This window comes from Flavobacterium panacagri, assembly GCF_030378165.1.
Classification (GTDB): Bacteria; Bacteroidota; Bacteroidia; order Flavobacteriales; family Flavobacteriaceae; genus Flavobacterium; species Flavobacterium panacagri.
On sequence record NZ_CP119766.1, the window covers coordinates 1,777,713 to 1,790,608 of the forward strand.

The following is a 12,896-nucleotide window of genomic DNA, read 5'->3' on the forward strand; positions in this document are numbered from 1 at the left end:
CTATTTAAAAAAAAAGTCACAAAAAAACCGCCAATCTCACGAAAGGCGGTTTTTGTTTTTTATTCTGAAATAACATTTCCTTTTTTGTCGTAGAAATGGTATTCTAAGTACGTGTAAGCGTCACGAGGTATGATTTTCACCCATTTCTTATGTTCAAAAAACCATTTTGAACGTAATGATGGAAAACCTTTGCTGAGATATGCAGCCACAAACGGATGTGTGTTAAGCACAACTTTATTGTGGGTTTTTAAAAGTCTTTCTAAATCAGAGGTGATCTTGTCAATTATTAATATTGGCGCTTCAATTTCGCCATTGACTTTATTTGGATCTTCTTCTCTAGTTTTAATGTTAACTTCTGGTCTTACGCGCTGTCTGGTAATCTGGACAAGTCCAAATTTACTTGGCGGTAATATTTTATGCTTTGCTTTATCGTCGCTCATTTCTTCTCGCAAGAAGTCGAACAAAACTTTCCTGTTTTCAGGATTAGACATATCGATAAAATCAACTACTATGATTCCGCCCATATCTCGAAGACGTAATTGTCTTGCGATTTCTGCAGCGGCAATCATATTAACTTCCATGGCTGTGTCTTCTTGGTTGGTCGCCTTATTGGAACGGTTTCCGCTGTTGACGTCAATAACGTGCAACGCTTCAGTGTGTTCTATGATAAGATAAGCACCTTTACTCATGGAAACAGTTCGGCCAAATGAAGTTTTGATTTGTCTCTCTATATTGTATTTCTCGAAAATCGGAGTGTCATTTGATTGATAAAACTTAACAATCGATTGTTTTGAAGGTGCAATTTCTTGCAGATACTCCTTCGTTTGATGGTACAACTCTTCATCATCTATTTGAATACCGCTGAAGGTATCATTGAATACATCTCTTAATATTGAAGAAGCTCTGTTAAGCTCTCCTAATACTTTTGATGGATGATGAGCAGTTGGTAATTTTTTACACATTGCAGACCATCTGCCAAGCAGGTTCTGCAAATCTTTTTCTAATTCGGCTACGTTTTTGCCTTCGGCTACTGTACGAACAATAACACCAAATCCTTTAGGTTTGATCGATAGAACAAGTTTTTTTAGACGATCCTTTTCTTTTTTGTCTTCTATTTTTTGAGAAATAGAAACACGATCAGAAAAAGGAACTAGAACGATAAATCTTCCGGCAAGAGAAAGCTCAGCACTTATTCTTGGGCCTTTGGTCGATATAGGTTCTTTAACTACTTGAACTAAGACAGATTGATTGGCACTTAAAATATCAGTAATGATGCCATCTTTGTCAATCTCTTTTTCAAACTGAAAGGTTTTTAGGGAGAAATCTTTTATTTTACCTGCGCTTACAAGTTTTATGAATTTCAGCTGAGAAGCTAGATTGGGACCCAAATCGTGATAATGTAAAAAGGCATCTTTTTCGAAACCTACATTCACAAAAGCAGCATTAAGTCCAGCAACTGGTTTTCTGATTTTGGCAATAAAAATATCGCCAACCTGAAAGTTGCTTTTTTCTTCTTCTTTGTGTAATTCAATTAGTTTTCCATCTTTTAATAAGGCAAAATCTACTGCTTCAGAACTAGATCTAATGATTAATTCTTTATTCACACTGTAAATTTTTATCTGTTTTTTCAGAAAATAGAGAAAAGAGAGAAGAGTATAGATTCAGAAAAAATCTAAAATCCTAAGTCTAAAATCTAAAATCTTATCTACAGATGGATTAAACAATATTTTAACAGGTATTGAACCCGGGGAAAACTAGCTGGCAGTTTGCAGTTCTAAGTAATCAGCAGACTGAAGACTAAAAACTGATGACTGAATACTAATTTTCAATTTCAATGAACGTTTAAAAAGAAAAAAGTAGTTTAAAACTACTTTTTCTTTTTGTGGCGGTTAGCTCTCGCTCTTTTCTTACGTTTGTGAGTAGCTACCTTATGTCTCTTTCTTTTTTTACCACTTGGCATATCGTGTCTGATTTATGTTAATTAATATTATTTTGCTTCGTTGTTCGTTTTTACTCCTTCTACAAAAACTTTTGCAGGTTTGAACGCAGGAATGTTGTGTGCTGGAATTTTAATTGTCGTGTTTTTAGAAATGTTTCTTCCAGTTTTTTCAGCTCTAGTTTTAACGATAAAACTACCAAAGCCTCTTAGGTAAACATTGTCTCCAGTTTCTAAAGAAGTCTTAACTTCTTCCATAAAAGTTTCTACTGTTGCTTGAACGTCTCCTTTTTCAAGACCTAGTTTCTCTGAAATCTTCGCTACGATATCTGCTTTCGTCATTTTCTTTCCTATTTTATTTTATAAATGGTGTACTATTTTTTTGAGTTTGCAAATATAGGAATTAAAAAAATAATTAATCAAGCTAATTCGTTAAATTTTAATTACATAAACATTTACTTTTGTATTCTAAGTATTTTCAAATGGATTTTTCTAACATATTGATAAAATGGTATTTACAAAACAAGCGTGATTTGCCGTGGCGAAAAACGGTCGATCCTTACCAGATTTGGCTCTCAGAAATTATGCTGCAACAGACAAGAGTTGCTCAAGGAATGCCTTATTTTTTTGCATTTACTAAGGAATTTCCTACTGTAAAAGATTTGGCTGATTCCTCAGAAGAGAAAGTTTTGAAACTCTGGCAGGGTTTGGGGTATTATTCCAGAGCTAGAAATCTTCATAAAACGGCTCAATATATTGCTTATGACCTAGATGGAACTTTTCCGGATTCTTATAAAGAACTTTTAAAGCTTAAAGGTGTCGGAGAATATACAGCAGCGGCCATCGCTTCTTTCTCTTATAATGAATCGGTTCCTGTGGTTGATGGAAATGTGTTTCGAGTCCTATCCCGTTATTTTGATGTAGAAACCGATATTGCTCTTCCTGCTGCTAAAAAAGAATTTGCTGCTTTAGCTCATGAAGTAATGCCAAAAGATAATCCTGCGATTTTTAATCAGGCAATAATGGAATTTGGTGCGTTGCAATGTGTGCCAAAGAGCCCAGATTGTACAAAATGTGATTTTAATGACAGCTGTGCTGCATTACAAAAAGGAAAAGTAAATATACTTCCTGTGAAATCTAAAAAAATAAAAGTGACTAATCGCTATTTTAACTATTTGATTTTGGAAGATATTTGTGGTAATACTTTAATTCGAAAGAGGACTGAAAAAGGAATCTGGCATAATTTATATGAGTTTCCACTTTTGGAAACAGAATCTATTGTTGATTTCGATATCATTTCAAAAACGGCAAAAGAAGATATTTTTTCAGCATATACAATTATAGGTATAGAGGATTATAGTGAGTCTACCATTGTGCACAAGCTTTCACATCAACATCTTCACATACAATTTTGGAAAATTAAAGTGAAAGAAAAAATTGAAAACGGAATTGATACAGAAAAATTGAAAACATTTCCTTTTCCTATTGTGATTTATAATTTTATAGAAAAGCAGGAAATAAATTGCTAAAAAAATGTATCTTTGGGAGAAATACTACCAAAAACTATGAACGGAACATTAAATAAAGTGATGCTTATTGGCCATTTGGGCGATGATGTGAAGATGCATTATTTTGATGGAGGGAACTGCATCGGACGTTTTCAGCTGGCAACCAATGAGGTGTATATCAATAAAACGACCAATGAAAAAATAACTTCTACAGAATGGCATAATTTGGTTGTTCGAAACAAAGCAGCGGAAATCTGCGAAAAATATCTCTCAAAAGGAGATAAGATCTATGTCGAAGGTAGAATTAAATCTCGCCAATGGCAGGCGGAAGATGGGACTACCAAATATACGACAGAAATTCAAGTTACCGAGTTTACTTTTCTGACTACCAAAAAAGAAACTGCACATACCAGACAAAATCAAGAGGCAGAATCAACAAAAAATACTAACTTTGATGCTGCAAATGAAGGGCTTCCAATTAATGACCTGCCTTTCTAAAAGATGTTTAACTAATTTTATGCAATTTGGACCCGGAGCCCAGTTTATTATTTACTACAAATTTAGACACTAATTTAATTATTGGCTTTGTCGGAATATTTATTTTATTATTTCTCTCAGCCATAGTTTCAGGAGCCGAAGTTGCTCTTTTTTCTTTGTCACAGCAAGATATTGATGATACTCTAAGTGATAATCAGGCAAAAGGTAAAATTATATCCAATCTATTAGATAAACCTAAAAAACTGCTGGCAACACTACTTGTAGCAAATAATTTTTTCAATATAGGTGTAGTGATTCTGTTTGCTTACATCGGGCAGAATATTTTCGAGGATGTTAGTTCAGTTGCGCTTAAATTTACTCTGGAAGTTATTCTGGTGACTTTCTTGATTTTATTATTTGGAGAGGTGCTTCCAAAGGTTTATGCAAGCAGAAATAGCAAGAACTTCGCAAAACGAGTTGCCTATCCTTTAGCTTTTCTAGATAAAGTGCTTTCTCCGATAAGTTTGCCAATGCGAGCAGTTACTTTATATTTGCATCATAAATTAGGCAAGCAAAAAAGTAATTTCTCTGTTAATCAACTTTCTCAGGCTTTGGAGCTTACAGATTCTGAAGGAACTTCAACAGAAGAACAGAAAATCTTGGAAGGGATTGTTTCTTTCGGAAATACGGATACAAAGCAGGTAATGAGTCCAAGAATTGATATTTTTGCATTGGAAATATCGGAAACATTCGCAGAAATTTATCCAAAAATAATAGAAACAGGTTTTTCAAGAATTCCAGTTTATCGCGATAATATTGATCAGATCGAAGGAGTGCTTTTTGTGAAGGATTTGCTTCCTCATATTGATAAAGAAGAATTTGACTGGGCGTCTTTAATTAGAGAAGCTTTTTTTGTCCCAGAGAATAAAAAACTGGATAATCTATTGAAAGATTTTCAAAGCCTAAAAAGCCATTTGGCAATTGTGGTTGATGAATATGGCGGAACATCAGGATTAGTTTCTTTAGAAGATGTAATTGAGGAAATTGTAGGTGATATTAGTGATGAGTTTGATGATGAAAACCTAAACTTTTCACAGATTGATGATAATAATTTTCTTTTTGAAGGAAAGATAAACCTGAAAGATTTCTATAGAATTGTAGATGTTGACGAAGATGTTTTTGAATCTCATAAAGGAGAAGCAGAAACACTTGCGGGATTTATTCTAGAGATTTTAGGTAATTTTCCGAAAAAAGACCAAAAAGTGCCTTTTGAAAACTGTGTTTTTACAGTAGAAACAGTAGATAAAAAGCGCGTAAAACAAATAAAAGTAACAATTAATAAAAATGCTTAATAAAATATTTTCCATAACAGCAATTTTACTTGCATTAACGATTGTAAGCTGTAAAAATGATGTTGTGCCAAAGCCGGCAAGTTTTCTGCGATTAGATTATCCGGAAGCAAAATACATGAATTTTGAAAATAACTGTCCGTTTGCTTTTGAAATGAATGAAGATGCAGTTATTAAAGGAGAAAAAGAATGTGGTTTTGCGATTACTTATCCAAAGATGAAAGCAACGATTTATTTAACTTATAAGCCTGTAAACGGCAATATAGATAAGTTGTTGAGAGATGCTCAAAAATTGACGTATGAACACGTTATTAAAGCCGATGATATTTTAGAACAGCCTTATTTAAATCCGCAGAAAAAGGTTTATGGAATGTTTTACCAAGTTGATGGAAACGCAGCAACAAATTCTCAGTTTTACGTTACCGACAGTACCAAACACTTTTTAATTGGTTCGATGTATTTTTACGCAAAACCAAACTTTGACTCGATTATGCCAGCTGCGAGTTATGTTAAGAACGATATGCAGCGTTTGATGGAAACATTGAAGTGGAAATAATAACAAGAAAGGATCCAATTTGGATCCTTTTTTGTGTTCTTTAAATCATTAAAATATTTTTAAGCCTATGATTCCTGCAACAATTAAAGAAGCAGATAAAAGTCTAAGAATGTTGGATGAATCGCCAAAAAATAATATTCCAACTAATAGTGTGCCAACTGCTCCAATGCCTGTCCAAACGGCATAAGCGGTGCCTATTGGAATTGTTTTTTGTGAGTAAAACAATAAGCTCCCACTAATAACCATTGATAAAACAGCAGTAAATATCCAGACAAATTTATTGTTCTCTGGCTGTTGAGCCATTTTCATTCCTAAAGGCCAGCCAATTTCAAATATTCCAGCGATAATTAAAGCAATCCAATTCATCTTTTTTTTAATTTAATATTGAATTGCAAAGGAATAGAATATAAAAAAGCGATTTTTTGATGTAGATCAAAATCGATTATGGTTTTCGGATTCTGCTTAAAGTTTCTTGAGTAATTCCTAAATAGGATGCAATATGTCCGAGATTAAAGCGATTAAGGAGGTTGGGTTGCAGCCTTATTAATGTCTCATAACGTTCTGCAGCTGATTCTGTATGTAATGACATCGTTCTTTCTTCAAGAATGATACAAACTTCTTCGGCTATTTTCCTGCCAATTAAATTTAATTCAGGGTAGATTCGATATAATTCATTTAAGTCATTTACAGAGATCGCATATATTTCTGAATCTTCAAGAAACTGAATATTTTCAAATGAAGGCTTGTTAGCATAAATAGGTAATATGGAACCAAAAATCTGATTTTCTTCTCCAAACCAGGCATTCACTTCTTTTTCATTTCTGTGAAAATAGACGCGTATTAATCCTTTTGAAATCACAAAATAACTGGATATATTTTGACCTTCCTTTAAAAAATGTTCATTTTTCTTTTTAAGAAAATATTTTGTCCTCAGATTAATCTCTTTTATGGCTTCATCACTAAGATGTCCATATTTTCTGAATTGCTCAATAAGCGGATTGGTAATATGAGCTTGTTCTGATTTCATTTTTTATTGTGGTATTTAAACAAAGAAAGGCGTTCATTTGAACGCCTTTAGTATAATTAAAATCATTTAAGATTTAAAATTCGAAACTTTATATGTTTTTCCGTCTCCAGTTTCTTGAACCACTTTTGTTAAAGATTCTGGATTTTGAACTGTTTTGTCAAAACTTACGGTTGCTGTTTTTTTATCAAAATCTACAGTTGCTTTGTCTACACCGTCAAGATTGGCTAACTCTTCTTCGATTGTTTTCGCACATCCAACAGCACAAGTCATTCCGTCGATTGTAAAACTTGCTGTTTGAAGGTTTTCAGCAGCAATTGGTTTGCGTTCTTTTGGAGCGCTTTTTTCTGCATTTACAACCTGAAGACTTTTATCTTCTTCTTTTTTACAGCCAACCAATACTAAACCAGCGATTGTTGCGGCGATTAAGATTTTTGAAATTTTCATTATATATAAATTTTAAATTGCTAATTAGTTGCCTGCAAAATTACTAAAAAGTGAGCCGTCAGTTCGTAAAATAATTACAAATTTGCAGTAAAACTTGATCTATGGAAACAAAACAGTTAAAATGGCTGTATTTAGCGATTCTCTCTCTTATCTGGGGAAGTTCTTTTATTTTGATAAAAAAGGGATTAATCGGATTGACTGCGATCCAAGTTGGTTCATTCCGAATCATTTTTGCAGCTTTATTTTTATTGATTATCGGTTTTAATAGTTTAAGAAAAATTTCCCGCCGCCAATGGAAATATGTTGCCATAACTTCTTTCTTCGGAACTTTTATGCCTGCTTATCTTTTTGCGATTGCAGAAACGCAAGTGAATAGTTCGATTGTAGCTATTTTAAATTCGCTGACACCTTTAAATACATTAGTTTTAGGGATATTAGCTTTTGGAATTCAGTTTCAGAAAAGACAGGTTTTAGGAGTGTTTGTTGGTCTTGTAGGTTGTCTGTTGCTGGTTTTAAGCGGAGATTCTTCGGGAGGAACTCAAAACTATCTGTATGTATTATTGGTTGTAATTGCAACGCTTAGTTATGCCATTAATGTGAATTTGATTAAAAAATACCTTCACGATTTAAATTCGATAAGTATTACAACGGGAAATTTTGCAGTGCTTTTTCTGCCTGCATTAATCATTTTAAGTACGACTGATATCAGTCAGAAAATACATTTTGTAGAAACCCAGCATTCGATATTTTTTGTCATGATTTTAGGTGTTTTAGGAACAGGAATCGCTAATATTCTTTTCTTTAAATTAATTCAGATGTCATCGCCTGTATTCGCGACTTCTGTAACTTATTTGATTCCGATTGTTGCTTTTTTCTGGGGATTATTAGACAATGAAATGCTGACGCCGATTCAGTCGGTTGGTGCTTTTGTTATTTTGATTGGGGTTTATTTGTCAGCTAAGAAATAAGATTTTTCTATAGTTATAGATAAAGTTTGTCATTTCGACCGAAGGGAGAAATCACACGAGCAATTCGACAAAGATTGGCTACATGTAATGTGGAGTTTCTATTGTGATTTCTCCCTTCGGTCGAAATGACAAACTTTGTGGAATAGTTTAATAAAAAAGCTTTGTCAAAGTTTTAAACTTTGACAAAACCTTCAAAAATCTTAGAGTCTTAGTGTCTCAGTCCCGATAGTTATCGGGATAGCATCTTATAAAAAATCTTTCTCAGAAACCCCTTCGTTGATTTTAATATCAGACATTTTGATGTCTAATTCGAAACCAACATTTTGAATTAAATTAAAAGGAACTTTTACGCCTTTTACTTCTTTATAATCATTGAAGTTTGTGATTTGTGTCGCTGATTTTCCACCTTGTTCGCGAAGTTTAGATTCAGCTGTTTTTAGGCCTGATTTAACATCGTAGTAATAAGTTGTTTTGCCGTCTTTAATAACATAAGCATCGCTTCCGTTGATTGGTTCGATTCCTTCTACTTTAAGATCGGTTCTTTTTACAAGCTGTAACTCTTCAAAAGGAGCAGCGTTTGCTTTCATTTCAGCTAAATCTTCTCCTTGAAGGTCTTTTCTCTGGCCTTGCTGTTCGATATAAGCGCCTTTTTCGTTTACAACCTGTTTCATTAGATTCATGGTTCCCATAGAAAGCGAAACCATCATTTTCCCTTTTGAATCTAATTTTGATGTAAAAGTCAATGGAGTAGGAGCTTGCGGAATAGTGGTTGAGCCGTTCATGTAAAGCGTTTTAACAGCAGAAACTGCTTTTTCTCCTCCAATTGCTTTGATGTAATTTTCAAAAACCGTCTTAGCTGTTAAATCTTTTGGAGCTTCTTTTTTAGTTGAAGGTTTTTCAGCTGGATTTCCGTATTTGTCGAAATAGGAAATTGGAATTTGAAGTTTTTCTAAGCCGGACAGAACATCGGAGCCTTTTCCAACAATTACAACTCGCATATTGTCCAATAGAAAATATTTGTTGGCAACACGGTAAATATCGTCAGCTGTGACATTATTGATCGTCTGAATGTATTTTTCGTAGAAATCTGCTGGAAGTTTCTCTGTTTCGATGTTTAGTGCATAACGAGCAACAGCCTGTGGTTTTTCAACCTGCATTACAAATCTTCCAATATAACCTGCTTTTACATTTCTTAAAACTTCTGGATCTACTCTTTCAGTGCGAATTCTTTTAATTTCTTTAATAAACTGAACAACCGCGCTGTCTGTAACTGTGTTTCTAACAGCCGAATTAGCTTTGAATTTAGTCACATATTTTCCGCTTCCAATGTTTGAGCTTGCACCATAAGTCCAAGCGTGTTGTTCGCGTAAATTCATGTTTAGATAACTGTTGAAATCACCTCCCAAAATTTGGTTTGCAATTACAGCAGGAAAAAAATCTGGATCGCTCATTTTTAAATTGACGGTATTTACCAATGAAATTTCAGATTGAACTGCGTTTGGAACATCTACAAAATCAATTTGTAATTTCGAAGGGTTAACTGGATCAGGATAAGTGTTTTTTGGGGCGCTTTGTTTTTTCCATTTGCTGAATAATTTTTCAACTGAAGCCTTTGTTTCTTTAAATTTAATGTCTCCAATAATTACTAAATAAGCATTTTCTGGAACAAAATGAATATTATAGTTGTTTTGAACATCTTCTAATGTCACATTTTTCACAGTTTCTTCAGAAAGATATTCTCCGTTTGGATGATTTTTTCCAAACGCTAATACATCAACAACTCTATTTGAAATTGCAGGAACACTTTTTTCGTCAGCTTTTAATCCTTCAAGTAATTTCGCTTTTTCTTTGTCAAATTCAGTTTGAGTAAAATTGGGCTGTAAAGAACCTTCGGCCAAAAGCTCTAAAACGCGTCCAGAATATTTGGATAATGAACTAGCGTATGCACCTTGTGAAGTGAAATTTATATTGGCTCCATAAAAGTCAATTTCTTCATTGAAAGCTTCTTTGGTTGTTTTTTTAGTTCCGTTTCCAATTAAACTGCTGGTTAATTCGTCAACACCTTTTTTGTTGCCTTCGGTAAATGGTGCATTATCTAAAGTAAGCGTAAAACTTACTCTTGGTAATTTATGATTTTCAACAATCAAAACTTTCATGCCGTTTGCCAAAACAAAAGTCTGCGGTTTTTTGATGTTGACTACTGGGGCGTTTCCTGGTTTGGGTTGTGGACGATCTTGTGCTTGCATAATTCCAGTTAGGAATAAAAGGATTAAAAAAGTATATATTTTTTTCATGATTCGATATTCTTAGTTTTGAGATTTAGGCGTCGGAATATAATCTAAAATTAAGCGCTGATTTGGATTCAAATATTTTTTAGCAACTTCTCTAATTTCTTCTCTGGTTATAGAATGGTAAATGTCAATTTCTGTATTAATTAAATTTACATCGCCATAAAGCAGGTAGTAAGAAGCTAGATTTTCGGCAATTCCTTCAACACTTGCATTAGCATTTACATAATTGTTATCGAATTTGTTTTGTAGTTTTTCGTAATCTTTTTCAGAAATAAGATCAGTCTGAATTTTTACTATTTCTTCGTCTATTTCTTTTAAGATATCAGCAGTTGTATTTGGAGCCATTGGGAGGCCATATAAAATGTATGTTCCGTAATCTTCCTGGCTGAAACCTACAGCGCCAATTTGTAATGCCATTTTTTTATCATCAACTATCTTTTTGTAAAGTTTAGAGCTTTTTCCATCGCTTAAATAAGAAGATATTAAGTCTAAAACTCTAGCATCTCTTGTTTTCATTGAAGGCGTTCTGTATGAAGCCACAATCATTGGTATTTGAATGTTAGGGTCTTCGTAAGTAGCTTTAATAGTTTGTGTGATTGGTTCTTCAGTAAAAGCTTGTTTTTTAACTTCTTCGCCTCTCGGAATTGGCCCGAAGTATTTCTGGATCCATTCTTTTGTTTTTGCTTTTTCGAAATCTCCAGCAACCACTAAAACGGCATTATTAGGAGTATAGAATTTTTTATTAAAAGCTTGGAATTCTTCCAGAGTTGCTGCATCCAGATCTTTCATAGATCCAATAGTCGTCCATCTGTAAGGATGATTTTTGAACATGTTTTTCTTAACCTCTGCCAGGATATTTCCGTACGGCTGGTTGTCATAACGCATTCTTTTTTCTTCTTTTACCACTTCGTTTTGAGTGTCAACCCCGACCTTATTAATAATAGGATGCATTAATCTTTCAGATTCCATCCATAAACCCAATTCTAAACTGTTGGAAGGAAAAACTTCATAGTAGTACGTTCTGTCATCAGATGTGTTCGCGTTATTAACACCTCCGTTTGCAGTAACGATTTTCATCCATTCGCCACGTTTAATGTTTTGTGTTCCTTCAAATAATAAGTGTTCAAAGAAGTGTGCAAATCCAGTTCTATCAGGACGTTCGTCTTTTGAACCCACATGATACATTACTGATGTAATGACGACAGGAGCAGAAGGATCGTTGTGTAAAATAACATGCAGACCGTTGTCTAGATTGTATTCTTCAAAAGCTACTTTTTGAGCATGAGCTACTCCGCCAAGCATTAATGCAGCACTTAACATCATTATTGATTTTTTCATAAAGATTAATAATTTTAAATATCAAACAAGAGTAGGTTGACTAGAGTTGATTTTAGTTACATCAAAAATAGTTTTTTTTAATTATCAATTGCATTTTTCTTTATAATTAGATGCTATTTTAACAGTATTTTACTTTAAATAAGTTGAGTTTATGTCGTAAAAGTGCTTGATATACAGTGTTTTTTGAGAATGAAATATTTTTGCTTCTACGGGTTGCATAGTAAATTATTAGTTGTATATTTGCAACCTTAAAATTCAATAAATCAATTTGATATGTATGCAATCGTAGAGATAGCAGGGCAACAATTTAAAGTAAGCAAAGACTTAAAGGTTTATGTTCACCGTTTAGCTAATGAAGAAGGTTCAAAAGTTACTTTTGACAAAGTTCTTTTATTAGATGATAATGGAAATGTAACTTTAGGCGCCCCAGCTATAGAAGGTGCTTCAGTAGAAGCTAAAGTGTTACAACACTTAAAAGGTGATAAAGTTATCGTTTTCAAAAAGAAAAGAAGAAAAGGATACAAAAAAAGAAATGGTCACAGACAATATCTTACACAAATTGTAATTGAAGGTATTTCTGCAGCAGGAGGAACTAAAAAAGCAGCAGCTAAAAAAGCAGTTGTAGCAGAAGAAGTAGCTACTGAAGAAGTAGAAGCTCCAAAAGCAAAAAAAGCAGCTCCAAAAGCAAAAAAAGAAGCTACTAAAGAATAATAACAATATTTAAACTCATACGTCATGGCTCACAAGAAAGGTGTCGGTAGTTCGAAGAATGGTAGAGAATCAGAATCAAAACGTCTAGGCGTTAAGATTTATGGTGGACAAGCTGCTATTGCTGGGAACATCATCGTTAGACAAAGAGGTTCAAAACACAATCCAGGTGAAAACGTTTACATCAGTAAAGATCACACTCTTCACGCAAGAGTAGCTGGAGTTGTTAAGTTCCAAAAGAAAAGAGATAACAAATCTTATGTTTCTATTATCCCATTCGAGGCATAATAATCA

At 33.6% G+C, this 12,896-nt stretch carries 14 protein-coding genes; 7 read left to right on the forward strand and 7 right to left on the reverse strand.

The window, feature by feature from the left end; translation table 11 throughout:
* Positions 1-59: 59 nt before the first annotated feature.
* Positions 60-1,604 carry an Rne/Rng family ribonuclease gene (locus tag P2W65_RS08045; protein WP_035645529.1) on the reverse strand — a complete coding sequence of 515 codons (1,545 nt, stop codon included), beginning with the start codon at positions 1,602-1,604 and terminating at the stop codon, positions 60-62.
* Between the two features lie 383 nt (positions 1,605-1,987).
* Positions 1,988-2,278 carry an HU family DNA-binding protein gene (locus tag P2W65_RS08050; protein ID WP_007805026.1) on the reverse strand — a complete coding sequence of 97 codons (291 nt, stop codon included), beginning with the start codon at positions 2,276-2,278 and terminating at the stop codon, positions 1,988-1,990.
* 140 nt (positions 2,279-2,418) lie between these two features.
* Here P2W65_RS08050 and mutY point away from each other — a divergent pair, with 140 nt between their 5' ends.
* The 4 genes from mutY to gldD are packed head-to-tail and all read left to right on the forward strand — an operon-like array spanning position 2,419 to position 5,826.
* Complete coding sequence (gene mutY, locus P2W65_RS08055) at positions 2,419-3,465, forward strand: A/G-specific adenine glycosylase (RefSeq protein WP_289664768.1); 1,047 nt, start codon at positions 2,419-2,421, stop codon at positions 3,463-3,465.
* Positions 3,466-3,501: 36 nt separating this feature from the next.
* A complete protein-coding gene (locus tag P2W65_RS08060) occupies positions 3,502-3,942 on the forward strand; it encodes a single-stranded DNA-binding protein (RefSeq protein ID WP_091493726.1) in 441 nt (146 codons plus the stop codon).
* A gap of 26 nt (positions 3,943-3,968) precedes the next feature.
* Positions 3,969-5,273: a gliding motility-associated protein GldE gene (locus P2W65_RS08065; protein WP_289664769.1), complete on the forward strand. Its 1,305-nt coding sequence runs from the start codon at positions 3,969-3,971 to the stop codon at positions 5,271-5,273.
* Positions 5,266-5,826, forward strand: a complete 561-nt coding sequence (gldD, locus tag P2W65_RS08070) for a gliding motility lipoprotein GldD (protein ID WP_289664770.1) — start codon at positions 5,266-5,268, stop codon at positions 5,824-5,826. The genes P2W65_RS08065 and gldD overlap by 8 nt, the downstream gene beginning before the upstream one ends.
* Positions 5,827-5,874: 48 nt before the next feature.
* Here the strand turns inward: gldD and P2W65_RS08075 are convergent, their stop codons facing one another.
* The 3 genes from P2W65_RS08075 to P2W65_RS08085 all read right to left on the reverse strand — a co-directional run bounded on the left by P2W65_RS08075 (position 5,875) and on the right by P2W65_RS08085 (position 7,297).
* Entirely contained in the window at positions 5,875-6,192 is a 318-nt protein-coding gene (locus P2W65_RS08075) for a DMT family transporter (protein WP_289664771.1), read from the reverse strand.
* 76 nt (positions 6,193-6,268) lie between these two features.
* The gene (locus tag P2W65_RS08080) at positions 6,269-6,853 is read right to left on the reverse strand and encodes a Crp/Fnr family transcriptional regulator (protein WP_289664772.1); all 585 of its coding nucleotides are present in this window, start codon (positions 6,851-6,853) and stop codon (positions 6,269-6,271) included.
* Between the two features lie 66 nt (positions 6,854-6,919).
* Positions 6,920-7,297, reverse strand: coding sequence for a heavy-metal-associated domain-containing protein (locus P2W65_RS08085; RefSeq protein WP_289664773.1), 378 nt, complete (start codon positions 7,295-7,297; stop codon positions 6,920-6,922).
* Between the two features lie 101 nt (positions 7,298-7,398).
* On the opposite strand from P2W65_RS08085, the gene P2W65_RS08090 reads away from it, so the two are divergent.
* Positions 7,399-8,265 carry a DMT family transporter gene (locus P2W65_RS08090; RefSeq protein WP_289664775.1) on the forward strand — a complete coding sequence of 289 codons (867 nt, stop codon included), beginning with the start codon at positions 7,399-7,401 and terminating at the stop codon, positions 8,263-8,265.
* A 245-nt stretch (positions 8,266-8,510) separates the two neighbouring features.
* On the opposite strand, the gene P2W65_RS08095 is transcribed toward P2W65_RS08090, so the two are convergent.
* Positions 8,511-10,559, reverse strand: a complete 2,049-nt coding sequence (locus tag P2W65_RS08095) for a M16 family metallopeptidase (RefSeq protein WP_289664776.1) — start codon at positions 10,557-10,559, stop codon at positions 8,511-8,513.
* Positions 10,560-10,571: 12 nt separating this feature from the next.
* Positions 10,572-11,894, reverse strand: a complete 1,323-nt coding sequence (locus tag P2W65_RS08100; RefSeq protein WP_289664777.1) for a M16 family metallopeptidase — start codon at positions 11,892-11,894, stop codon at positions 10,572-10,574.
* A gap of 273 nt (positions 11,895-12,167) precedes the next feature.
* Between P2W65_RS08100 and rplU the strand changes: the two genes are divergently transcribed.
* Positions 12,168-12,605: a 50S ribosomal protein L21 gene (rplU, locus tag P2W65_RS08105; RefSeq protein ID WP_289664779.1), complete on the forward strand. Its 438-nt coding sequence runs from the start codon at positions 12,168-12,170 to the stop codon at positions 12,603-12,605.
* A 24-nt stretch (positions 12,606-12,629) separates the two neighbouring features.
* The gene (gene rpmA / locus P2W65_RS08110) at positions 12,630-12,890 is read left to right on the forward strand and encodes a 50S ribosomal protein L27 (protein ID WP_012023622.1); all 261 of its coding nucleotides are present in this window, start codon (positions 12,630-12,632) and stop codon (positions 12,888-12,890) included.
* Positions 12,891-12,896 lie beyond the last annotated feature (6 nt).